We start from the raw sequence: 22,211 nt of genomic DNA, 5'->3' as shown, positions 1-22,211 counted from the left end.
GACGCAGCTGCAGCGGGCGTTCGGTGGGCGTGCAGGCACGGCGGGGACCCGTGGGCCGGGCGTGCGGGGCGTCAGCGCGACGGGTGGTCGAGAGCCGCCTCGGCGAGCAGCGGAGCGACGATGTCGCACTGCCACGGGCGGGCTCCGCCGGCGCTCAGCGCCGCGCGCCAGCCGTCTTCGCTCGTGTCGGCGGGCGGTGACCAGATGACGCGGCGCAGCAGATCGGGCGTCACGAGATTCTCGACGGGTACGCGACGCTCCTCGCTGAAGCGCTGCAAGCCGTAACGGACGTCGTCGAGACGCCCGGCCGCTGCCGGGTTCTTGTCATGCCACGCACGGATCGGCGGGGGAGCCGAGGTGCGCTGCGTCGCCGTCGGCAGCTCGCGGTTCGGCAGGGCGTCGGCGGCCTTCAGCGCCGCGAGCCAACGCTCGCCGTAGCGCGCGAGACCCCGGTGCGCCGGACGCGGACGGCGGCGCCGCGCGGAACCGTCACCGACGCGCGGGCGGATGGCCGGCGGGCCGACCAGACCGGAGGTGTCGTGCGGGTTGCGCCGTGCGAGGTCGATGATGAGGGCGTCGGGCAGGACGCGCCCGGGCGTCGTGTCGCGACGCTGCGCGATGTCCTCACGCGTCTGCCACAGGGCGCGAACGCGGGCGAGCTGACGCAGATCACGCAGGGCGTGCAGGCCGGACGTGCGTCGCCACGGCTCCTTCTTCGGCGTCGGGCCCTCGAAGTCGAGCAGTGCCTCGAACTCCTGACGCGCCCACTCGGCCTTGCCCTGCGCCTCGAGGTCAGCGGCGAGCGCGTCACGCACCTCGACGAGCCGCTCCACGTCGAGCGCCGCATAGACGAGCCAATCGTGCGGCAGGGGGCGCGTCGACCAGTCGACCGCCGAGTGCTCCTTCGCGAGCGTCACACCGACGAAGTGCTCGGTGACGGCGGCGAGGCCGACGCGCGGCAGACCCGCGAGACGTGAGCCGAGTTCGGTGTCGAACAGCTTGCGCGGGCGCAGACCGAGGGCCTTGAGGCACGGCAGATCCTGCGTCGCGGCGTGCAGCACCCACTCGGCACTGCCGATCGCGGTGTTGAGGCTGCTCAGATCGTTGAGCGGGACGGGGTCGATGAGCCACGTACCCGCGCCCTCGCGGCGCAACTGCACGAGATAGGCGTCGTTGCCGTAGCGGAAACCCGAGGCGCGCTCGGCGTCGATGGCGACCGGGCCGTGGCCAGCACGAATGGCGGCGCAGCATTCCTTGAGTTGAGCAGCGGTCGTGATGACGTCCGGGACGCCGTCCGCCGGTGCTTCGAAGAGGGGGTACGCAGGCGTTTCCTGCGGTTCCGGGGATTCACTCGAGGAAGAGCGGGCCGATACAGGCTCGGCGCTCGCTCGCCGCGCTGGCGGGGCTTCGTCGCGGTGCGCCGCGGGTCGTGAGGTGGGGGAGTCGTTCATGGATCAGAAGCGCCCGGGAAGCGCCGTCACACCTTCCGGAACGGGGGGCAGACCGGCGACGGTGCACATGAGGTTCGACCAGCCGAGCAGGTGCGCGGCGATGTTCGACTCGTCGGGCGTCCATGACGCACGGACCTCGAGTTCGACGCCGGAGGGGCGCTCGCCGAGACCGCCGAAGCTCTCGTTGACGACACGGGTGACAGTGCCGGCCTCCGCGGAGTAGGTCGCGTCTGCGTCCTTGAGCGATTCGAGGAGCCAGTCCCAACCGACGGCGCCGAGCGCAGGGTCGGTCGCCATCTCGGATTCGAGTTCGGCGCGCGCGAACGTCACGATGCGCCAGGTACCGTGCCACGCCTCGGGGGAGGCGGGGTCGTGCAGCAGGACGAAACGGCCGGTGCCGAGGACGTCGTCAGCGTTCTTGGGGTCGACGACCTCCGCCGAGAACGCGACGGCGTGCGGGGCGATGCGACGCGGCGCGGGCACCTCGGTGAGGTGCACCTGCGGGCGCACGGCGGCGGCCTTGACCGTTTCGACGACGTCGGCGAAATACGTCGCGTCATCGTGCCTCAACGTGTGCATGCCCATGGCGGTAACCCTAGGGGCGTTATCACGCGAAACCTGGGAGCCACGCCGCGCGGGTCGTCAAGGGCCCCGCCCGGACCCATCGGCGATTCCTGTCCCCATCTGCGATTTTCGTCCACGGTTACCAGGAGTGATTGTGGACGAAAATCGCAGATGGGTCCGGGCGGTGCGCTGGGGTCTCGCCGGGCGTATGGCTTTAGAGTGGCGCGAATGGTGACGTTCGTGGCGCTGCTCTCCTCCGCCGTGTGGGGCACGGCCGACTTCGTGGGCGGGTTGTGGGCGAAACGCTTCCACCCCGTCAAGGTGGTGGCCCTGTCGCAGCTCGGGGGACTCGTCGCGGCACTGATCTTCTTCGGCGTCGTCTCCCTCGCCGGCACGCACGGCTCGTCCGACTGGACGTCGTGGGCGACGTGGGGCGTCGGCGCGGGGCTGAGCGGCGCCGTCGGGCTGATGTGTCTGTATGCGGCGCTGTCGAGCGGGACGATGGGTGTCGTCTCGCCGATCACGGCGCTGGGCGCGATCGTCCCCGTCGTCCTCGGCCTCGTGCGCGGGGACGCGTGGACGCCCTCGATCGGCATCGGGTTGCTCGTGGCGCTCGCCGGTGCGGTGCTCGCGAGCGGACCGGAACTGAGCGGCGACGTCGGACGACGCCCCGTCGTCCTCGCGTGCATCTCCGCGCTCGGGTTCGGGGTGTCGCTGTACTGCATGGACGGTGGTGCGCGGCACGACCTGTCGGGAGCCATGCTGGCGATGCGTTGCGGGTCGCTGACGCTGCTGCTGCCGACGCTGTTCGCCCTGCGCTCGAAGGGGCTCGCCCGTGAACCGCTGACGCGCCGCGACGTGCTCGTGCTGCCGCTGCTGGGCATGGGCGACCTGACGGCGAACCTGCTGTTCGCGGCGGCGTCCGCGCAGGGGCAGGTGTCGATCGTCGCCGTGCTCGGCTCGCTGTACCCCGTCGCGACGCTCCTTCTCGCCCGCGTCGTGCTCGCCGAGCGGCTGCGAATGGTGCAACTCGTCGGGGTAGCGCTGACGGTCGTCGGCGTGGTCCTCGTGACGCTGTGACGGGACGTCGGCTCGGCGCCGAGCGCGTCTCGGGGCTGCGCGCGTCCGTCGTCAGCTGACGAAGAACTCCAGTTCCTGGTCGTCGTCGACGCGTGCGCGGCCGACGTGGTGCATGCCGATCCTGCGGGCCACCCGCTGCGAGGCGTGGTTGTCGAGATCGGTGACGGCGACGCCGCGGCGCAGGCCGCCGGCGAGCGCTTCGTCGAGGATGGCGCGCGCAGCCTCCGTCACGTAGCCGCGGCCGGTGTGAGCGGCGTCGACGTCGTCATTCGTCCATCGACGCAGCGTCAGGCGCGGGGTGCGCAGTTCGTCAGTGGGACGTCGGGCGTCGTCGGCGTGCGGCGTCGTCGTCGTGTCGGTCGTCATGGGGCCAGCGTGGGCGGGCGGCTGACGCGCCGCAGGAGCGGGACGGACTGGGAGCGACTTCGACAGGGCCCAACTCCATGTCGGACGAGACGTCACACCCTCGACGCGCGGATGACCGCGTCGCGGCAAGGGGCGCGTGAGAGAATCCACGACGTGACCGAAGTGAACGCAGACCCGCGCAACTCCGTCCTCATCAAGGCTGCCCGCGGCGAGGAGGTGCCGTACACGCCGGTGTGGTTCATGCGGCAGGCGGGGCGTTCGCTGCCCGAGTACCGCAAGGTGCGTGAAGGCGTCGGGATGCTCGAGTCGTGCCGCCGCCCCGACCTCGTCACCGAGATCACGCTGCAGCCCGTGCGCCGCCACGACGTGGATGCGGCCATCTTCTTCTCCGACATCGTCGTGCCGCTGGCTGCGGCCGGTGTCGACCTCGACATCGTCGCGGGCGTCGGCCCCGTCGTCGCCCAACCGTTCCGCACGCGCGCCGACCTCGCGCGTCTGCCCGAGCTGACGCCCGACATGGTCACCGACATCACCGAGTCGGTGCAGCTCATCACCGCCGAGCTCGGTGGCACGCCGCTCATCGGGTTCGCCGGCGCGCCGTTCACGCTCGCGTCGTACCTCATCGAGGGTGGGCCGTCGAAGAACCACGAGAACACCAAGGCGCTCATGTACGGCGATCCGCAGCTGTGGAAGGACCTGTGCGCGCGCCTCGCGCAGATCTCGGGCGCCTTCCTGCGCGTTCAGGCAGCAGCGGGCGCGAGCGCCATCCAGCTGTTCGACTCGTGGGTCGGCAACCTGCCGCTCGACGACTATCTGCGCTTCGTCCAGCCCCATTCCCGCACGGCCCTCGCCGCCGTCGACGATCTTCCCGGCATCGACGTGCCGAAGATCCACTTCGGCGTCGGCACCGGCGAGCTGCTCGGTGCGATGGGTGAGGCGGGCGCCGACGTCGTGGGCGTCGACTTCCGCGTCAGCCTCGACGCGGCCCGCGAGCGCACCGGCAACCAGTACGCGCTGCAGGGCAACCTCGACCCGGCGCTGCTGTTCGCGCCGTGGGAGCCGCTCGCGGCGCGTGTCGACGAGATCGTCGCAGCCGGGCGGCGCGCGAAGGGCCACATCTTCAACCTCGGTCACGGCGTCCTGCCGAGCACCGACCCCGACGTCGTCACCCGGGTCGTAGAGCGTGTCCACAGCGTTTCCGCGCGCTGAGCGCCCCGCCCAGGCGCTCACGACGAGCAAGGGGCTGACGGCGCGCGGCGTCGTCGGCTCCGCGCTCGCCATGCTCGGCGGGTTCATGACGAACGACCTGCCGCCGGGCCCGGTGCGCGACGTGCTCGCGCCGCTGCACTGGCTCTACCAGCAGCAGCTGGGGCGCGTCGCGGGCTGGATCATCGTCGCTGCCGGCATGCTGTTGCTCGCGTGGGCCTGGGTCGACCTTGTGCGCGCCACCCGGCACACGCCCCGCGACGGCGTCGCGCAACGCGCGGCGACGGCCGTCGTCCGGCGCCTGACGGCACTGTGGGCCCTGCCGTGGCTCATCGCGCCGCCGATGTTCTCCCACGACGGCTGGAGCTACCTCGCGCAGGGGGCACTGACGCAGTCGGGCCGCGACCCGTACGTCGTCTCCCCGGGGGAGATGCCCGAACTGCTCACCTCGATGGTCGACCCGATCTGGCGCTACACCCCGACGCCATACGGTCCGCTGCCCCTGACGTGGGGCGCCCTGTGCACCGAGGTCGTGAAGGAACCGACGGTTCTCGTGTGGCTGCAGCGCGTCCCGATCATCATCGGGCTCGTCCTCACCGCCTGGGCCATGCCGCGTCTCGCGCGTCGCCTCGACGTCAGCCCCGCGCTCGCGAGCGCCCTGACGCTGGCCTCCCCGCTCATGCTCGCCCACGGTTTCGGTGGCGAGCACAACGACGTGCTCCTCATGGGCCTCGTCACGGCCGCGCTCGTGTGGGCAGCGGCGGGGCGCTGGGTGTGGGCCACCGTCTTCGTCGGTATCGCCGCAGGGGTCAAGTTCACCGCCATCGTGGCCGTCGTCCCCGTCGTGTTGTTGTCATTGCCGGTGGGCGTCGACCTGCGTCGACGCTTCGCCCGCCTCGCACAGGCGGGGCTGCTGGGGGCTCTCGTGACGGCGCTGTGCGGCATCCCGTATGGCCTCGGCGTCGGCTGGATCCGCGCGCTCAGCGTGCCGGGCGTCGTCGTCACGCCCGCCTCGATCCCCACGGCTCTCGGTTACCTGCCCCGCTACTTCTTCGGCTTCATCAGCGACGAGGCCGGCGACCTCGCGATGTCGCTCATCCGCGGCGCCGGCATGGGTCTCGCCGTCATCCTTGTCATCTGGGCGGCGCTGCGCCGGCCGACGGGCAAACTGCCGTCGGCGATGGTGACGAACGCGGGAGTGTTCGCCGCAGTCGTCCTGCTCGCGCCCGTCGTGCACTCCTGGTACGCGTTCACCGTGCTGCCGTGCGGTGTGCTGCTCGCGATGCGCACCCGCCGCATCCACCTCGTCATGACGCTCGGGGTGGCGTCCGCGCTCACCGTCATGTGGGACACGACGCTCGCCGGCGCGAGTCTGCTCGTTGCGGCCGTCGTCGTCGCGTCGCACCAGTTCGCGCTGACGCGCCGTCGCGACGACCTACCACCACGGGTGCGTCGCTGGCTGAGTGCCTGAGGTTCGGCGCTCGTTCTTGCGGTTGAGTCACTTCGTGCCACGTGAGTCAGTCCTGACTGACGCGGGTCGCACGAAGTGACTCAGCTGCGCTCGGGAGGCGGGCAGCGCGGTGAAGGTGGAGGGCGGCGGCAGTGGATCAGTGCGCTTCGGGGCCGACGTCTTCATGGGGCGTAGCAGCTCCACGGTGCAGGTCGACGATGAACCACGGCAGGAAGAACTGCACGAGCGGGCCGATGAGCAGGGCGTAGGCCACGGTGCCGAGCCCGACGACGCCGCCGAGCAGCCACCCGATGACGAGGACGCTCACCTCGATGCCGGTGCGGATGAGGCGCAGGCTCGCACCGGTGCGGTGGTGCAGGCCTGTCATCAACCCGTCGCGCGGGCCGGGGCCGAGCTGGCTGCCGATGTACATCGCACCGCCGATGCCGTTGAGGACCAGCCCGAGCGAGAAGACCGCCACCTGCCAGGCGACGCCGTGCACGTCGGGCGTGACGGCCAGCGTCGCGTTGAGGGCGAGCCCGATCCAGACAGAGTTCGCGATCGTCCCGAGCCCCGGCCACTGGCGCAGCGGCACCCACAACAGCAGCACGGCGAACGACGTGATGATCGTGACGGTGCCCATGTCGAGCCCCGTGTGTTCGCTGACGCCCATGTGGAACACGTCCCACGGGTCGAGGCCGACATGGCTGCGCACGAACAGACCCATCGCGGCGCCGTACAGCGTCAGGCCGACGAACAACTGGGGCAGACGCAGCCCGAGACGCCCGGCGCGCAGTTGCTCGGCGGGCGTCAGGTTCGACAAGGTTCGGTGACGGCGCCGCACGCCGCCGGTCGAGGCCGCATCGGCAGGTGGCGGTGTGGGCATGCCCTGCTCTGGAACGGCGGCGGTCGGGTGGGGCGTGCGCATGGCGTCACCCTAGGGGCGAGTCGAGTCTCGTGCGCGTCGTGTCCAGGGGCGCAGAGGCGGCGCAATGATGACGGCGGGTACGCACGTAGGACCTTCGTCACCATCTGGGCCGCAGGCGCCCCTCGACGACGTGGCTGGGGGTGCGAGGTGAAATGCTGGATCACATGAAGGTCGGCATCATCGGTGGTGGCATCTCGGGGCTCGTCGCAGCGTGGCACGTCAGCACGACGCACCCGGACACGCAGGTGACGGTGTTCGACGCGAACGAACGCGTCGGGGGCAAGCTGCGCCAAGAGGTGATCGCCGGGCACGCCGTCGACGTCGGCGCCGAGTCGGCGCTCTGGCGTCGGCCCGAAGTCGTCGCGCTGCTCGCCGAGCTCGGCGTCGATTCCGTTCACCCGCAACGCTTTCCAGCGATGCTGTGGTCGCGAGGCTCGCTCGAGGCGCTGCCCGCGGGCACGCTCATGGGCATCCCGTCCGACCCACACGCCGCCGCCGGTCTCCTCGACGACGCCGAGGTCGCGCGCGCCGCCGACGAACGGGCCGTCAGCCTCACCCTCGACGATGCTGACGCCGACATCAGCGTCGGTGACGCCGTCGAGCAGGCACTTGGCTCGGCCGTCGTCGACCGCATGGTCGAACCGCTGCTCGGTGGCGTGTACGCCGGCCACGCGCGCGAGCTGTCGACGCGCGCCTGCGTCCCCGCCCTTTACGCCGCGCTACGCGCCGGCACCCTGCTGACGCAGGCTGCTGCGGCGGCGTCGTCGGCCGTTTCGTCGAACGACGCCCGCCAGGTGTTCGGCGCACCCGCCGGGGGCATGGGGTCGTTGCCCGAGAAACTTCGCGAAGCCTTCGACGCCAGGGGAGTGGCGATCCGCACCGGGGCCACCGTCACAGACCTGCGTCGCGCCCTCGCGCACCGCGCCGGCTGGCACGTCGAGGTCGACGTCGAGGGCCTGCCCGAGCCGCATACGTTCGACGCCGTCGTCCTCGCGACGCCGGCGCCCGTCACAGCCCGATTGCTCGCCGACCTCGCGCCCGAGGCGGCCGACGCGCTCGCCGAGATCGAGTACGCCTCGATGGCCATCGTCACCTACGCGTTCGATTCGGCTGTCGCACAGCAGCTTCCGCAGGGTACGGGCTTCCTCGTCCCGCCCGTCGACGGCCGCACGATCAAGGCGTCGACGTTCTCGTCGATCAAGTGGCCGTGGCTCGCTGAGGCTGCCCCCGACGTCACGTACGTGCGGGTCTCGCTCGGGCGTCACCGCGACGACGCGATCCTCGACGAGAGCGACGACGCCCTCGCCGCAGCGGGCCTGGCCGACCTCGAGCACGCCCTCGGCCACCCGCTGCCGACGCCGCGCGATCAGCACGTGCAGCGCTGGCGGGACGGGCTGCCTCAGTACGCCCTGGGCCACCTGGCGCGCATCGAACGGGCTGAGGACGCGCTCGCCGACCTGCCCGGACTCGCTGTCGCAGGGGCTGCGATGCACGGTGTCGGCATCCCCGCGTGCGTCGCGACGGCTCGCGCGGCCGCCGATCGCGCCGTCACCTCGAGCGCGCCGCGCGCCTAGACTTTCCACCAGAATCCGAAGAAGTGCGACGACAAGGAGGCGGACGATGACGTCCGAGACGAACACCCCCGCAGACACCGCGAGCAAGGCCGAACCGAAGCACGTCATGGTCGATCGCATCAACGGTTCGCTCGTGTACGCGATGTGGTCGGTCTTCTCCGTCTCCAAGGAGATCGACGGCGACCGCGACGCCATCGCCGCCGAGGCGCAGGCTTTCCTGGATTCGCTCGCCGTCAAGGGCGTCACCGTCCGCGGCGCCTACGACCTCGCCGGCCTGCGCGCCGAGGCCGACCTCATGCTGTGGATGCACAGCGAATCCGTCGACGAACTGCAGAGCGCCTACCGCGGATTCCTCGCGACGCAGCTCGGGCGTCACCTCACGCCGTTCTGGTCGAACATGGCGATGCACCGTGTCGCCGAGTTCAACCGCGGCCACATCCCCGCGTTCATGGCCGACGAGCGTGCCCGGGAGTACATCTGCGTCTACCCGTTCGTGCGCAGCTACGACTGGTACCTGCTGCCCGACGAGGAGCGCAAGAAGATGCTCCACGACCACGGCATGGCCGCGCGCGAGTACCCCGACGTGCGCGCCAACACGATCGCCTCGTTCGGTCTCGGCGACTACGAGTGGATCCTCGCGTTCGAGGCCGACGACCTGCACCGCATCCTCGACCTCATGCGCGAGATGCGCTACACCGAGGCGCGCCGTCACGTGCGTCACGAGATCCCGTTCTTCACCGGCCCGATGACGACGATGGACAAGTTCGTCTCGCGTCTGCGCTGACGCTCTCGCGAGGCCGCGCGGGGCGAGGCAATCGTCGCCCGGTCATGACGAAGGCCCGGTTCGAGTTCTCACTCGAACCGGGCCTTCGTCATGCGGCCTCACCGCGGCCTCCCGCGTCCCGTCACGTCAGCACGTCAACGACGCGGGGGAGGCTGCGTCAGCGGGCGGCCTCCGTCGCGACGGCGTCGACGGAGCCGACCCACCACTGGTAGTGATCGAGCACGTCGTGCGCGATCTGTTCCTTCGTGTACGTGTCGATCTCGTACGTGCCGCCGCCGGGCACGACGACCTCGAGCTGGCACGAGGTGTCGTCGGCCTCCACCATGCGCGATCCGTACGAGGCGACCTTCACCCGTCGGATGTGCGTGAGGTAGTGGAAGTCGTCGAAACCGGGCCCCTGCGCGTGGACGGTGAGCGTCACCGTCCGCGCGACGTGACGGCTCGGATCCGCGTTCGTCTCGACGACGGCGTCGACGCCGCTGTTGCGCAGTTCGGCCGCGACCTCCTCGAGGGCCGGTTCGACGACACTCGTCATGCGCGTCTCGAGCGTGCGCAGCGAGACGGTGCCGAACTGGCGTGCCAGCCGGTTGCGCCACGAACCCTGCGTCGGCGCGGGTGGCGCCGACACGATCGACGAGCGCAGCGAAGCGCGCAGCGCGTCGCTCTGACGCCGCTCGCCCTCGAGCGCGCGATGCAACCCGATCATGACGAGCACCATGACGACCGCGAACGGCAACCCCATGACGACGGTCGCCGACTGCAGCGCCTTGATGCCGCCGACGACGAGCATCGCCACCGTCAGCAGACCGGTCGCGGCGGCCCACAGGATGCGAACCCACGGCTTCGCGTCCGTCTCCGGGTCGGGCAGCGTCGACGAAAGGTTCGCCATGACGAGCGCGCCGGAGTCGGCCGAGGTCACATAGAACAGCAGGCCGACGAACGTCGCGAGCCCGATGATGAACGTCGCGGCCGGGTACTGCTGGAGCAGGTCGAAGAACCCCGTCTCCGGTGCGTTGACGGCCGATTCGCCGAACGCCGCGTCCCCGCCCCGGATGCGCTCGATCGCGCTGTTGCCGAACATCGTCACCCACATGACGATGTAGAGGAACGGGATCGTCAGCGTGCCGGTGACGAACTGCCCGATCGTGCGCCCCTTCGAGATGCGCGCGAGGAACATGCCGACGAAGCTCGCCCAGGCGATCCACCAGGCCCAGAAGAACAGCGTCCAGCCGTTCATCCAGTCGGCGGGGTAGTCGTAGGCCATCGTGTCCATCGTCATGCCGGGGAACATCGAGACGAAGTCGCCGACGTTCATGACGGCGGCGCGCAGCAGGAACGACGTGTCGCCGAACACGAGCACCCAACCGCGAGCAGCAGCGCCAGGATGACGTTGAGCTGGCTGAGGATGCGGATGCCCTTGTCGACGCCGGACGTCGCCGAGATCGTCGCCATGACGACGGCGAGGACGACGAGGCCGATCTGCACCGGCAGGCCCTGCGGCGCGCCGAACAGCACGTCGAGGCCGACGTTGAGCATGACGACACCGATACCCAGGCTCGTCGCGACACCGAAGATCGTGCCGAGGACGGTGGCGATGTCGACTGCGTTGCCGATGCCACCCTTGATGCGCTTGCCGAACAGCGGGTACAGCGCTGAACGGACGGCGAGCGGCAGCCCCTTGCGGTGGGCGAAGTAGCCGAGGGCGAGGCCCATCAGCGTGTACATGCCCCACCCGGTGATGCCGTAGTGGAAGAGCGTCCAGACCGTCGCCTCACGTGCCGATTCGACGGTGCCGCCCTTGCCGGCCGGCGGGTTGAGGTACTGCGTCGCCGGTTCGGCCACCGCGAAGAACATGAGGTCGGTGCCGATGCCGGCGGCGAACAGCATGCACGCCCACGAGAACGTCGAGTACTCGGGCCGGTCCGAGTCGGCGCCCATGCGCACCTTCGAGTGACGCAGCGCGATGTACGCGACGAAGACGAGCGTCGCCGTCGCGAGGAGGATGTAGAACCAGCCGAACCAGTCGCCCATCCATGCCGTCAGATCACCGAGCTGCTTCTCGGCGGTCTTGGGGGCGACGAGGCACCATCCGGCGACGAGGACGATGAAGACGGCCGTGCCGCCGAGGACGACAGGCTTGACCTTGGGGTCGACGACCTGTTCGTCCTCGGCGGTGACGGTGGCGGGGCTGCTCACGGCTGCTCCGCCATCACCTTCGCGGCGCTCGGGATCTCGTCCTTGGCGTCCCAGGCGTCGTTGCGGGGGTCACCCTGGGGCCACAGCGGCATCCCGGCCTTCGCACGGTAGACCGGCGGGTCCTGCGGCTCGAGCATCGTGTTGCCGGCGATGAGGTCGGCGGCGCGCTCGGCGACCATCATGACGGGCGCGTAGATGTTGCCGTTCGTGATGCTCGGGAAGACCGAGGCGTCGGCGACGCGCAGGCCTTCGGTGCCGTGCACCTTCATCGAGTTCGGGTCGACGCACGACATCTCGTCGGTGCCCATCTTGACCGAGCAGCTCGGGTGCAGGGCCGTCTCCGCGTCCTTCGCGATCCAGTCGATGATCTCCTGGTCGGTGGCGCAGTCGGGCCCGGGGCTGATCTCGCCGCCGTCGAACGAGGCGAACGCGGGCTGCGACAGGATGTGACGCGCGGTGCGCACGACCTCGACCCACTCGCGACGGTCGTTCTCCGTCGACAGGTAGTTGAACAGGATGCTCGGGTGCTGCTTCGGGTCGGCGTTCTTGATGCGCACGTGACCGCGCACGTCAGAGTTCATCGGGCCGATGTGCACCTGGTAGCCGTGCTCGTGGTCACCGCCGGTGCCGTCGTAACGGACGGCGACGGGCAGGAAGTGGAACATCAGGTTGGGGTACTGGACGTCCTCGTTCGTGCGGAGGAAGCCGCCGGCCTCGAAGTGGTTGGAGGCGCCGACACCGGAGTTGAGGAACAGCCACTGCGCACCGATGTACGGGGCCTTCCACTTCTTCAGCCACGGCTGGATGGAGACGGGCTGCTTCGACTCGTGCTGCAGGTACACCTCGAGGTGGTCCTGGAGGTTCTCACCGACTCCGGGCAGCTCGACGCGCGGCGTGACGCCGGCCTCGCGCAGGTACTCGGGGTTGCCGACGCCCGAAAGCTGCAGCAGCTGCGGGGTGTTGAACGCTCCACCGCACAGGATGACCTCGCCGGCGTCGACGCTGTGATGACGACGGCCGCCGCGCACGAAGTCGACACCCGTGACGCGGTTGCCGTCCCAGCGCAGCTTCGTGACGAACGACAGCGTCGCGATGTCGAGGTTCTTGCGGTTCTTGATCGGCCACAGGTACGAGCGCGACGCGCTCATGCGCGAGCCGTTGAACGTGTTGTGGTCGAAGGGCGCGAAGCCCTCCTGGCGGTAGCCGTTGACGTCGTCGGTCAGCGCGTAGCCGGCCTGCTGCGTCGCCTCGAAGAAGGCCTGGAACAGCGGCGACGACGCGGGGCCGCGCTCGAGCACGAGGGGGCCGGAGCCGCCGCGCCAGGCGTCAGCGCCGGCGAGCGTCGTCTCCATGCGCTTGAAGTACGGCAGGCAGTGCTTGTAGTCCCAGTCCTGCATGCCCTCGAAGGACGCCCACTTCTCGTAGTCGCCGGGGTTGCCGCGCTGGAAGATCATGCCGTTGATCGAGCTCGAACCACCGAGCACCTTGCCGCGCGTGTGCGCGACGCGGCGGCCGCCCATGTAGGGCTCCGGGTCGGTCTCGTACTTGTAGTCGTACAGCGGGTTGCCCGAGGGGAACATGAGCGCGGCGGGCATGTGGATGAGCGGGTCGAACTTGAAGTCGGCGCGCCCCGCCTCGAGGACGAGGACGCTCGTGCCGGCGTCCGCCGAGAGGCGGTTGGCGAGGGCGGAACCGGCGGATCCACCGCCGACGATGACGTAGTCGTAACGCTTCTTCATGGTGTCTCTCCTGGTCGTTCGATCGGTCTCGGTGTCGTGGGTGCGCTCAGGCCTGCTCGCGACCGGAGAACCAGTCGGCGGGCGCGGGGCGCGTGTTGTGCCAGATGTGCTTGGTCTCGACGTACTCGCCGAGGCCGGCCTCACCGAGTTCGCGGCCGATGCCGCTCTGCTTCATGCCGCCCCACTCGGCCTGCGGGACGTAGGGGTGGTAGTCGTTGATCCAGATCGTTCCGTGACGCAGACGCTTCGCGACGCGCTCCGCGCGGCCGGCGTTCTCCGTCCACACCGCGCCGGCGAGGCCGTAGATCGTGTCGTTCGCGATGGCGACGGCGGCGTCCTCAGCCTCCTCGCGCGTGGCGCCGGAGAACGTCTCGACCGTGAGGACGGGGCCGAACGACTCGTCGTGGACGCACGCCATCGAGGCGTGGCACGCGTCGAGGATCGTCGGGAGGTAGTAGGAGCCCTTCGCGAGTTCACCCTCGCCGCGCTTGCCTCCGGTGCGCAGCACGGCGCCGTCGGCGACGGCCCGCTGCACGTAGGCGTCGACCTTCTCGAGGTGCGCCTCGCTGATGAGCGGGCCCGTCTCGGCGTCGTCGTCGAACGGGCCGCCGAGGCGGATCAGCTCGCAGCGACGCACGAGTTCGTCGACGACCTCGTCGTGGATCGACTCCTCGACGATCAGACGCGCACCGGCGGAGCACACCTGGCCCGAGTCGAGCATGATCGCGGTCAGGGCGTTGTCGATGGCGGCGGGCAGGTCGGCGTCGGCGAAGACGACGTTGGGGTTCTTGCCGCCGAGTTCGAGGGCGACCCGCTTGACCGTCGGGGCGGCCGCGGCCATGATCGCGCGGCCGGTGACGACGCCACCGGTGAAGGAGACGAGGTCGACCTCCACGTTCTCCGTCATCTCGACGCCGACGCTCGAGCCCGGGCCGAGGACGAGGTTCGCGACGCCCGCGGGCAGGCCGGCCTCGGCGAGGGCGTCCATGAGCCACATCGCGCTCTGCGGCGTCAGTTCGGCGGGCTTGAGGACGAACGTGTTGCCCGCCGCGAGCGCCGGTGCGACCTTCCACGCCGTCTGCAGCAGCGGGTAGTTCCAGGGCGTGATGAGCGAGCACACACCCACGGGCTCGGTGACGACGCGGCTCGACACGTCCAGCATGCCCGTCTCGACGACACGGCCGGCGTGCTGCGTCGTCAGCGCCGAGAAGTGGCGGAAGACACCGATGATGTCGTCCATGTCGATGAGCGACTCGGCGTAGCGCTTGCCCGTGTCCTGCGACTCCATGCGCGCGACCTTCTCCTTGTCCCGCTCCAGCAGGTCGGCGAGTTTCGCGAGCAGGGCGGCGCGCTCGGGGGCGGGCGTGTTCGGCCACTCACCCGAGTCGAACGCGCGACGTGCGGCGGCGATGGCCTTCGCCGCGTCCTCGGCCCCGGCCTCGTCGACGACGATGACCTCGCTGCCGTCGGCCGGGCAGGTGATGGTGCGCTTCTCGCCGGACGCTGCGGCGACCCATTCGCCGTCGATGTACAGGGTGTTCATTCGGCCTCCTCGTGCTCGGTGCGTGACGCAGGCGACGAGCCGGCCGCCCTGGGTGCGGGCGTCTCGTGACGTGCGCGACGCGGGTCTGGCCTGCCCGTGCGACGCGACGGGCGGGTGGCCAGAGGGGATATAACGTGCGTTATCGACACCAGGATAACGCACGTTATATTCTGGTGATGTGAACACCCGAACACCCGTGCGTGAACGGCTGCTGGACGCGGCCGACTCGCTCCTCTTCATCGAAGGTGCCTTCGCGACGCCCGTCGACACGATCCTCAAGCGCGCGGGCGCCTCGCCGCCCAGCCTCTACGCCCACTTCGGCAACAAGGAGGGGCTGATCGCCGCGGCGCTGCGACGTCGCCTGAACATCTGGACCCAGGTGTGGGACGACGCGATCGCCGCCGCCGCCGATGATGAGGAACGCCTGCTCGCGCTGTGGCCGGCGCTCGCGACCTACCAGGCGGAGCGCCTGCCCGAGCGGTGGTGCGCGTTCAGCGGGACGAGCGCCGCCATCGTCAACCCTGGCCCGGATCTGCGCGCCGTGCTCGAGGAGGAAACGGCGCTACTGCGCGACAGGCTGCTGGCGTACAGCGAACCCGTTGCAGGGGCGGCGGCGCCGCACCTGGCGTCAGCGCTCATGACGATCTACGCCGGGACGCTCGCGCTCATGCTTCGCGAACCGTACGAGGACGCCCTCGAGGAGGGGCGACGTGCCGCCGAGATGCTCGTGCGCTCGTATCGCGTCGCGCGGGAGCGGGCGGTCTGAGATTGGAGCGCCGCTCGTGCTCGCGCGTGGGCCGGCGGACAGGGCGCGGTGACGCAAACTGCACGAGAAAAGCGCATCTGCACGAGGAGTGTGCGGCACATTCCTCGTGCAGATGCGTAATTTTCGAGCAGATCCTCCGCGGCAGGGTTGGGGCTACGTCAGGATCGGGCGTGGCGACCGTCAGTTCGTGGCGGGCCGCAACGTCATGCTGATCGAGTTGATGCAGTAGCGCTCGTCCGTCGGCGTCGAAAAACCTTCACCGCGGAAGACGTGGCCGAGGTGGCTGTCGCACTTCGCGCAGCGCACCTCGGTGCGTATCATGCCGTGGCTGCGATCCTCGATGAGACGGACGTCGTCAGCATCGGCGGGCGCGAAGAACGCGGGCCAGCCGCATCCGCTGTGAAACTTCTCGCGGCTCGTGAACAGTTCGGCGCCGCAGGCGCGGCACGCGTAGACGCCCTCGGTCTCGGTGTCGGTGTACTCGCCACGGAAGGCCGGCTCGGTGCCGCCCTCGCGCAGGACGGCGTACTCGGCGGGGGAGAGCGTGGCTCGCCAGTCCTGCTCGGACGTCGGGGTGGTCGGGTCGCTCATCGAAGAACCTCCTGGACGAGGGCGTCGGCGCCGCCGAGTGGCGGGCCGTGGGGTGTCGAGTCATCGTCGCTCGAGCGGTGAGCCCTCTCGCTGGTGCTGGCAGCGTCCCCCGAGCAGGGGCGGCCTGACAAACGGTTCGGGCTCACGTCATCGTCAACCACGCGGGGCGCCGGTTCGTTCCCGCAGGACGCAGTCGCCGCAGACCGTGTCGCGTGAGTTGCCCGGCAGCCGATAGAGCTGACAGCAGCTGTGACGGCGAAAGCTCACTGTCCCGATGCGGCCGTCGGTCAGTGGTCGGCCACGGGCTGCGGTCAGTGCCGTGAGGCAGGCATCGGCGATCTGTCTCACCGCCGTCGACTGGCCGGGATCGACCCTGACGACGGTGCGCGCCGCGCCATGGAGCGCCGACGCCACGTTGCCCCAGGCAATCGAAGCTGACGGCGTCAGCGCGGTCGACGTCAGGGGAATTGCCAGTCGATCGACGAGGGCGCGGGCGAAGTGATCGACGCTCGTGTTGACGGCGACGCTCGCGTCGCTGGCGGCGTGTGCGACGGGGGTGGCGAGCGCCGGCCGGGCACTCCATTCGGGGGAGAGCGCCAGCGGAAACGTGGTCGTGCCGTCGTCCTGCCAGAACAGTTGGTCGAGCGTGGGGACGCAGGCACCTCTCGAGCCCCCGGAGGGTGTATTCCGCAGCGCCGACCCGATCCGCGGTGACAGCACCCGCGCGCACACCCCGAGATGCAAGACGGCGCCGAGCGCACGGACGTCGACATCATCGGAGTGAAGAGAACCGGCAGCGGCCGTCCGCTCGCGAGCTCGGTCGATCCACGCGCCCAGGGCGCCACGGGACGCGAGGTCGGCGCCGAGGGGCCGCCAATCCGCCCCCGGCGTCATGGCATCCACGCGGAAGAACGGGCCCAGGTCGGGCTCGCTCACGCGGGAGGCGGAGGGGGACGGCATGCCTCAACCCTGCCAAGGCGAGTGGGGCGAGGCAACGCGGGGCGGGCATCCGTCGCCTACGCTTCGAGCATGGCGTCCACCGCAGTGACCCTCGAGATTCCCGGCCCCGACGGCGAGGAGCGCACCGTCAGGGTGTCGAGTCCCGATCGCGTCGTCTATCCCGACGACGGGGTGACGAAGCTCGACCTCGTCGAGTATGTGCTCGCCGTGGCCGAGCCGTTTCTGCGCTGGAGCGGCGATCGGCCTGTCGCGTTGGAGCGTTACCCGAAGGGGCTGGCGGACAAGCCGTTCTTCAGCAAGAACCCGCCCAAGGGTGCGCCGAGTTACGCGCGCAGTGTGATGTGCACGTACCCGAGCGCCCGGGCGCACGAGCAGCTCGTCCTCGACGAGCCCGCGATGCTCGCCTGGTGCGTGCAGATGAACACGGTGACGTTTCATCCGTGGCCCGTGCGCGCCGAGAACAACGACAATCCTGACGAGCTGCGCATCGACCTCGACCCGCAGCCGGGGCGCGATTTCGCTGATGCCGTCGAGGCGGCGTTCGCGCTCAAGGAGCTCATGGAGTCGCTGGGGTTCACACCGTTCGTCAAGACGTCCGGCAACCGTGGCGTCCATGTGTATGCACGCATCGCGCCGACGCGGGAGTTCCTCGACGTGCGTCACGGTGTCATCGGCATTGCGCGCGAGTTGGAGCGTCGGCTGCCCGATCTGGTGACGACGGAGTGGTGGAAGGAGCTGCGCGGCGAGAAGGTGTTCGTCGACTTCAACCAGGCGAACCGCGACCGGACGATCGCCGCGGCGTATTCGCCGCGGCCGCTGCCGGGTGCGCCGGTCTCGATGCCGGTGGCGTGGTCGCAGCTGCGTGACGTCACGCCGTCCGACTTCACGGTGCGCACCGTGCCCGGCATCGTCGCTGCGGACGGTGACGCATGGGCGCGGGCGCCGGGGGAGTCGATGAACGACCATGTCGGTGACGTCGACGCGGCCATCGCGCTGTGGGACGCCGACGTCGAACGCGGCCTGCCCGAGTTGCCGTTTCCGCCCGATTACCCGAAAATGCCCGGTGAGCCGCCGCGCGTGCAGCCGAGCCGCGCCAAGAAAGACGCGCCGTGACGCCGTGGCTCGAGACCGAGCGGCTCGTGCTGCGCGAGCCCTCGGACGCCGACGTCGACGCGTGCTGGCGCATCCACGGGGATCCGCGGACGTATGCCCATCTGCCGTCGGGGCGCATGAAGGCGGCCTCCGAGGCCGTCGACCTCATCGCGTCGTGGCGCGCGCACTGGCGTCAGCACGGGTTTGGGTACGCAGCCGTCGTCGACGACACGGGCGAGGTCGTCGGTTTCTGAGGCGTAGAGCTGCGTGACCTCGGTGGCGAGCCCGTGCTCAACCTCTACTACCGCTTCGACTCCGACCACTGGGGCCCGGGTTACGCGGCCCAGGCCGCCAGCGCCGTCGTCGAATGGGCGCTGCGCCAGGGGCCTGACGCGCCGCTCGTCGCCGTCATGGCGACGAACAACCCGGCGTCAGCGCGGGTGGCGGAGCGCGTGGGGCTGTAGCTCAGCGACCGCCAGCACGATCGCGACCCGTCGAACACGTCATCTGGGAGGCGCCGCGAGCGACGTAGTCGTGCGACGCGTGCGTTGCCACGTCGAGCCCAGCGGCGAGGTTGCTCGCGGTCGCGCGATGTGATGCGCGACAGCCGTAGGGGTGCGTGGAGTATTCGATGGGGTGCGGCTCTGTGACCCAGTCAACTCTAATTGACACGCCCTGCTGCGCGACCTAGCCTCAGGGCATGCCCAAGATCAGTAAGCCCCTGCCCCAGGAACTGCGCGGAATCTCCGAGAAGTCCGTCGAAGAGGCGGCCGCGCGCATCATGGAGGGCTTCCGGGTGCAGACGCACCTGTTCACCAAGGACGAGCTCGAGGGGCTCGCCATGCTCAACAACCTCATGTCCGACACGATCAAGTGGGTCGTCGCCGAGCGTCGCGCCAAGGGCGACTCGTGGGCCCAGATCGGCGAGAGCCTCGGCATCAGCAAGCAGGCGGCGCAGCAGCGCTTCGGCAAGAAGGCCGACAAGCCCGTCGTCGACGAGAACATCGCGCTGGCGGGCTGACGCGCTCGCCTGTACACATCTGCGATCTTCGTCCATATTCACGCCGGCGTCCGTTGGGACCTGCTGGCTTGAGAATGTGGACGAAGATCGCAGATGTGGACGCAAATCGAGAAAGGAAACGGGATTCGCGAAGGGGACAGGAATCGCAGAACGGTCGTCGTCAGGGGAGTAGGGACGACGGGGGAGCGATGACGACGGGGATGCCGGGGCGCTGGGCGTGACGACGAACGGGCGTGACGGCGAACCAGGCGCGGCGGGTCAGCCGCGTCGCAGCACCTCTCCGAGGTCATAGTCGGGGGCGCGTTCAACCTGCTCGAGAGTGCAGGAAGTCGGCTCGCGGTCGGGGCGCCAGCGCAGGAACGTCACGGCATGACGGAAGCGGTTGCCCTCCAACTGATCGAACGCGACCTCGACGACGCGTTCGGGGCGAAGGGGCACGAACGAGACGTCCTTCGAGCTGCTGAAGCGTGAGCGATCCGTCTCACCGTGCGCGGCGTTGCCGTCGGCGTCGCGCACGACGAGCGGGTCGAGTTCGTCGACGAGTTCGCGCCGTCGCGCCGCCGTAAACGCGCTGACGCCCCCGACGTTGTGCAACTCGCCGTCCGCGTCGGCGAGCGCGAGCAGCAGCGATCCGACGCCATCGCCGCTCTTGTGCACGCGATAACCGACGACGACGGCTTCGGCCGTGCGCTTGTGCTTGATTTTGAGCATCGTGCGCTTGCCCGGCTCGTAGACGTCGGAGCGACGCTTCGCGACGACGCCGTCGAGCCCCGCGCCCTCGAACTGCTCGAACCAGCGACGTGCCTCGTCGGCGTCGCGCGTCGTGCGCGTCAGGTAGACCGAATCGCTCGTCGGCCACTGCGCGAACAGCGCCTCCAGACGTGCGCGACGTTTCTCGAACGGCTCGCCCATGACGTCGTCGTCGCCCTCGGCGAGCAGATCGAACGCGACGAACTGCGCCGGCGTCTCTGCGGCCAACTTCTCGATGCGCGACGCGGCGGGGTGGATGCGTGCGCTGAGCGCGTCCCAACTGAGCCGCTCATGCCCGGGCGAGCCCTGACGCAGCACGATCTCACCGTCGAGGACGACACGCTCGGGCAGCGCCAACTTCAGCGCCTCGACGAGTTCCGGGAAGTAGCGCGTCAGCAACTTCGAGCCGCGCGAGTGCAACTCGACGTCGTCGCCGTCCCGCGCGACGATGCAGCGGAAACCGTCCCACTTCGGTTCGTAGGTGAACTCGTCACCCTCCGGCACGCTCGTGACGGCCTTCGCGAGCATCGGTTGGACGGGCAGTGTGATGGGCAAGCTCATGCCACCCATTGTCGCCCCATCCGTGTCGCCGCGGCCCGTGCTTCGGCGCTGCTCCGATCCGAGATGAGGCGTCACTCATGACCATCGCGACCGGAACGCGCGCAGCGGCACACCCCGGCCACGAGTGAACGAACGAGCGGTCGCCGAAACCAGAAGCGTCCCGACAGCGGGGAGGTCGGCGCGACGAACACCCTCGATCACCGATGAACGAACGGGGCGCCCGACGGCGTGAGGCCGCCGCGATGAAACAATTGAAGAGTGAAGCGTCTCAGTAGCCGCCAGTCCGTCGTGCTCGGTCTCGGAACGGGCGCGGCGCTCGCCGCGACGACGAGCGCGGCGTCCGTCACCATCGCGGCGGTCTTCGCGCGCAAGCTCGTCACACCTGAGAAAGAAAAACCGAACGACGCGGACGTCCTGACCGTCCGTCACGGCCTCGACGGGGTGGCCACGAGCGCAGTCTTCGCGTCGAGCGTCGAATCCCTCGCGCCCGGCCGCTACGGGCTGTACTGGGACGACGAACGCGGCCACGCTCGCATCGGCGAGATCCTCGGTCACACCGACGCGGGCGGCGTCATCCGGGCCGTCGACGCCGTCACGCGCGGCGAGCTCCTCCCGGGCCCCGCCCGCTGGAGCGGCTGGTACGTCGACGGTTCGCCCCAGGACGCGTACGGCATCCGAACCGAAGAACTCGCGCTTCCCACCGTCAACGGCCGCGCGCCGGCATGGGTGACGCGCGCCGGCGACGGCACCCGCTGGGCGGTTCTCGTCCACGGCCGCGGCGCCCGTCGCGGGGAGACGTTGCGCGCCGTCCCGGTGCTCACCGACCTCGGCATCTCGTGCATCATCCCGAGCTACCGCAACGACTCCGACGGGCCCGCCAGCAGCGACGGCAAGTACGCCCTCGGACTCACCGAGTGGGAAGACGTCGATCTCGCCCTCGAGTTCGCGCTGCGGGAGGGCGCGCGCAGCATCGACCTGCTCGGCTGGTCGATGGGCGGCGCGATCGTCATGCAGGTACTCGCGCGCAGCGGCCACGCGGGGGCGGTGCGTCGCGTCGTCCTCGACGGGCCGGTGCTCGACTGGGCCGACGTCATGGCTCACCATGCGCGGGCCAATCGGCTGCACCCGCGCCTCGCCGACCTCGCGGCACGTCTGTTGGGCGGCAACCGATCGAGCCGGCGGATGACGGGGCTCGCGCAGGCGATCGACGTCACGCTGACGAACTGGGTCGCGCGCGCCGACGAGCTGACGAAGCCGATGCTCGTCATCCACTCCGTCAACGACGAGTTCGTGCCCTACGGACCGAGCGCGGAGCTCGCACGACTGCGCCCTGACATCGTCACCTGGCAGCGCTGGGAGCAGGCCCGACATGTGCGCGAGTGGAACACCGACCCGGCCCGTTGGGAGCGATACGTCCGCGAGTTCCTCGCTCGCTGAGGGCCGTTCGTACGCCTGATCGCTGCGGAACGAGCGGGTGGTGGTCGCTCTGTCGCCGACGAGCGTTGAATCGGCGTCCTTCGAAAGCGTTGCGCCCCAACGGATCACCGTGATCTCGCCGAATCGCTTGTCCGTGCGGAGGCGAAGTGCAT

General features: G+C 69.9%; 18 protein-coding genes and 2 pseudogenes. 10 read left to right on the top strand and 10 right to left on the bottom strand.

Annotated features, from left to right (window positions below):
• Window positions 1-71: 71 nt before the first annotated feature.
• Together AC1RS9_RS03225 and AC1RS9_RS03220 are read right to left on the bottom strand one after the other, a co-directional pair.
• Window positions 72-1,451 carry an HRDC domain-containing protein gene (locus AC1RS9_RS03225; RefSeq protein ID WP_492920486.1) on the bottom strand — a complete coding sequence of 460 codons (1,380 nt, stop codon included), beginning with the start codon at window positions 1,449-1,451 and terminating at the stop codon, window positions 72-74.
• Window positions 1,452-1,454: 3 nt separating this feature from the next.
• On the bottom strand, window positions 1,455-2,036 hold the full coding sequence (locus AC1RS9_RS03220; RefSeq protein WP_115296291.1) for a DUF3000 domain-containing protein: 582 nt from the start codon (window positions 2,034-2,036) through the stop codon (window positions 1,455-1,457).
• Between the two features lie 207 nt (window positions 2,037-2,243).
• On the opposite strand from AC1RS9_RS03220, the gene AC1RS9_RS03215 reads away from it, so the two are divergent.
• Entirely contained in the window at window positions 2,244-3,095 is an 852-nt protein-coding gene (locus AC1RS9_RS03215; protein ID WP_165584899.1) for a DMT family transporter, read from the top strand.
• A 51-nt stretch (window positions 3,096-3,146) separates the two neighbouring features.
• Here the strand turns inward: AC1RS9_RS03215 and AC1RS9_RS03210 are convergent, their stop codons facing one another.
• Window positions 3,147-3,461: a GNAT family N-acetyltransferase gene (locus tag AC1RS9_RS03210; protein ID WP_074039207.1), complete on the bottom strand. Its 315-nt coding sequence runs from the start codon at window positions 3,459-3,461 to the stop codon at window positions 3,147-3,149.
• 111 nt (window positions 3,462-3,572) lie between these two features.
• Between AC1RS9_RS03210 and hemE the strand changes: the two genes are divergently transcribed.
• Window positions 3,573-4,670 carry a uroporphyrinogen decarboxylase gene (gene hemE, locus AC1RS9_RS03205; protein ID WP_115296289.1) on the top strand — a complete coding sequence of 366 codons (1,098 nt, stop codon included), beginning with the start codon at window positions 3,573-3,575 and terminating at the stop codon, window positions 4,668-4,670.
• On the top strand, window positions 4,645-6,138 hold the full coding sequence (gene mptB / locus AC1RS9_RS03200) for a polyprenol phosphomannose-dependent alpha 1,6 mannosyltransferase MptB (protein WP_115296288.1): 1,494 nt from the start codon (window positions 4,645-4,647) through the stop codon (window positions 6,136-6,138). The genes hemE and mptB overlap by 26 nt, the downstream gene beginning before the upstream one ends.
• A 136-nt stretch (window positions 6,139-6,274) precedes the next feature.
• Here mptB and yczE read toward each other — a convergent pair whose 3' ends face one another.
• Window positions 6,275-7,003 (bottom strand): membrane protein YczE, encoded by a 729-nt coding sequence (gene yczE, locus AC1RS9_RS03195; RefSeq protein WP_115297062.1) that lies wholly within the window; start codon window positions 7,001-7,003, stop codon window positions 6,275-6,277.
• A 206-nt stretch (window positions 7,004-7,209) separates the two neighbouring features.
• Between yczE and hemG the strand changes: the two genes are divergently transcribed.
• Both hemG and hemQ read left to right on the top strand, forming a co-directional pair.
• A complete protein-coding gene (gene hemG / locus AC1RS9_RS03190; RefSeq protein WP_235006145.1) occupies window positions 7,210-8,619 on the top strand; it encodes a protoporphyrinogen oxidase in 1,410 nt (469 codons plus the stop codon).
• Between the two features lie 46 nt (window positions 8,620-8,665).
• Entirely contained in the window at window positions 8,666-9,403 is a 738-nt protein-coding gene (gene hemQ, locus AC1RS9_RS03185) for a hydrogen peroxide-dependent heme synthase (protein ID WP_131940902.1), read from the top strand.
• A gap of 157 nt (window positions 9,404-9,560) precedes the next feature.
• On the opposite strand, the pseudogene betT reads toward hemQ, so the two are convergent.
• From betT to AC1RS9_RS03170, 3 genes and pseudogenes are all read right to left on the bottom strand, one after another.
• A pseudogene (betT, locus tag AC1RS9_RS03180) lies at window positions 9,561-11,599 on the bottom strand (choline BCCT transporter BetT).
• Window positions 11,596-13,338 carry a choline dehydrogenase gene (gene betA / locus AC1RS9_RS03175; RefSeq protein WP_038567914.1) on the bottom strand — a complete coding sequence of 581 codons (1,743 nt, stop codon included), beginning with the start codon at window positions 13,336-13,338 and terminating at the stop codon, window positions 11,596-11,598. The pseudogene betT and the gene betA overlap by 4 nt, the downstream one beginning before the upstream one ends.
• Before the next feature lie 46 nt (window positions 13,339-13,384).
• Window positions 13,385-14,881, bottom strand: a complete 1,497-nt coding sequence (locus AC1RS9_RS03170) for an aldehyde dehydrogenase family protein (protein ID WP_131940906.1) — start codon at window positions 14,879-14,881, stop codon at window positions 13,385-13,387.
• A gap of 178 nt (window positions 14,882-15,059) precedes the next feature.
• Between AC1RS9_RS03170 and AC1RS9_RS03165 the strand changes: the two genes are divergently transcribed.
• Window positions 15,060-15,647: a TetR/AcrR family transcriptional regulator gene (locus AC1RS9_RS03165; RefSeq protein WP_006945215.1), complete on the top strand. Its 588-nt coding sequence runs from the start codon at window positions 15,060-15,062 to the stop codon at window positions 15,645-15,647.
• Between the two features lie 180 nt (window positions 15,648-15,827).
• Here the strand turns inward: AC1RS9_RS03165 and msrB are convergent, their stop codons facing one another.
• Entirely contained in the window at window positions 15,828-16,238 is a 411-nt protein-coding gene (gene msrB / locus AC1RS9_RS03160) for a peptide-methionine (R)-S-oxide reductase MsrB (protein WP_006945288.1), read from the bottom strand.
• Between the two features lie 153 nt (window positions 16,239-16,391).
• Complete coding sequence (locus AC1RS9_RS03155) at window positions 16,392-17,198, bottom strand: hypothetical protein (RefSeq protein ID WP_492920478.1); 807 nt, start codon at window positions 17,196-17,198, stop codon at window positions 16,392-16,394.
• A gap of 69 nt (window positions 17,199-17,267) precedes the next feature.
• On the opposite strand from AC1RS9_RS03155, the gene ligD reads away from it, so the two are divergent.
• From ligD to AC1RS9_RS03140, 3 genes and pseudogenes are all read left to right on the top strand, one after another.
• Window positions 17,268-18,311, top strand: coding sequence for a non-homologous end-joining DNA ligase (gene ligD / locus AC1RS9_RS03150; protein WP_040014632.1), 1,044 nt, complete (start codon window positions 17,268-17,270; stop codon window positions 18,309-18,311).
• Window positions 18,308-18,754 (top strand): annotated as a pseudogene (locus AC1RS9_RS03145) (GNAT family N-acetyltransferase). The gene ligD and the pseudogene AC1RS9_RS03145 overlap by 4 nt, the downstream one beginning before the upstream one ends.
• A gap of 236 nt (window positions 18,755-18,990) precedes the next feature.
• Window positions 18,991-19,311 (top strand): hypothetical protein, encoded by a 321-nt coding sequence (locus AC1RS9_RS03140; protein ID WP_038567925.1) that lies wholly within the window; start codon window positions 18,991-18,993, stop codon window positions 19,309-19,311.
• A 258-nt stretch (window positions 19,312-19,569) separates the two neighbouring features.
• Here AC1RS9_RS03140 and AC1RS9_RS03135 read toward each other — a convergent pair whose 3' ends face one another.
• Window positions 19,570-20,622 (bottom strand): ATP-dependent DNA ligase, encoded by a 1,053-nt coding sequence (locus tag AC1RS9_RS03135; protein ID WP_074045495.1) that lies wholly within the window; start codon window positions 20,620-20,622, stop codon window positions 19,570-19,572.
• Between the two features lie 258 nt (window positions 20,623-20,880).
• On the opposite strand from AC1RS9_RS03135, the gene AC1RS9_RS03130 reads away from it, so the two are divergent.
• Window positions 20,881-22,059, top strand: coding sequence for an alpha/beta hydrolase (locus AC1RS9_RS03130; protein ID WP_115296283.1), 1,179 nt, complete (start codon window positions 20,881-20,883; stop codon window positions 22,057-22,059).
• Window positions 22,060-22,211 lie beyond the last annotated feature (152 nt).

This window comes from Dermacoccus sp. MPR-E5 (assembly GCF_058809565.1).
Note: the sequence above shows the minus strand (reverse complement) of the source record. Positions and strands in the feature narration are given on the sequence as shown.

What these genes read in the sequence shown, in the direction of transcription:
- AC1RS9_RS03215 (WP_165584899.1), top strand. Translation starts at nt 2,244, where the DNA reads ATGGTGACGTTCGTGGCGCTGCTCTCCTCCGCCGTGTGGGGCACGGCC.
- hemG (WP_235006145.1), top strand. Translation starts at nt 7,210, where the DNA reads ATGAAGGTCGGCATCATCGGTGGTGGCATCTCGGGGCTCGTCGCAGCG.
- yczE (WP_115297062.1), bottom strand. Translation starts at nt 7,003, where the DNA reads ATGCCCACACCGCCACCTGCCGATGCGGCCTCGACCGGCGGCGTGCGG.
- AC1RS9_RS03225 (WP_492920486.1), bottom strand. Translation starts at nt 1,451, where the DNA reads ATGAACGACTCCCCCACCTCACGACCCGCGGCGCACCGCGACGAAGCC.
- AC1RS9_RS03210 (WP_074039207.1), bottom strand. Translation starts at nt 3,461, where the DNA reads ATGACGACCGACACGACGACGACGCCGCACGCCGACGACGCCCGACGT.
- AC1RS9_RS03135 (WP_074045495.1), bottom strand. Translation starts at nt 20,622, where the DNA reads ATGAGCTTGCCCATCACACTGCCCGTCCAACCGATGCTCGCGAAGGCC.
- hemE (WP_115296289.1), top strand. Translation starts at nt 3,573, where the DNA reads ATGACCGCGTCGCGGCAAGGGGCGCGTGAGAGAATCCACGACGTGACC.
- AC1RS9_RS03170 (WP_131940906.1), bottom strand. Translation starts at nt 14,881, where the DNA reads ATGAACACCCTGTACATCGACGGCGAATGGGTCGCCGCAGCGTCCGGC.
- ligD (WP_040014632.1), top strand. Translation starts at nt 17,268, where the DNA reads ATGGCGTCCACCGCAGTGACCCTCGAGATTCCCGGCCCCGACGGCGAG.
- AC1RS9_RS03140 (WP_038567925.1), top strand. Translation starts at nt 18,991, where the DNA reads ATGCCCAAGATCAGTAAGCCCCTGCCCCAGGAACTGCGCGGAATCTCC.
- AC1RS9_RS03155 (WP_492920478.1), bottom strand. Translation starts at nt 17,198, where the DNA reads ATGCCGTCCCCCTCCGCCTCCCGCGTGAGCGAGCCCGACCTGGGCCCG.
- AC1RS9_RS03220 (WP_115296291.1), bottom strand. Translation starts at nt 2,036, where the DNA reads ATGGGCATGCACACGTTGAGGCACGATGACGCGACGTATTTCGCCGAC.
- hemQ (WP_131940902.1), top strand. Translation starts at nt 8,666, where the DNA reads ATGACGTCCGAGACGAACACCCCCGCAGACACCGCGAGCAAGGCCGAA.
- betA (WP_038567914.1), bottom strand. Translation starts at nt 13,338, where the DNA reads ATGAAGAAGCGTTACGACTACGTCATCGTCGGCGGTGGATCCGCCGGT.
- msrB (WP_006945288.1), bottom strand. Translation starts at nt 16,238, where the DNA reads ATGAGCGACCCGACCACCCCGACGTCCGAGCAGGACTGGCGAGCCACG.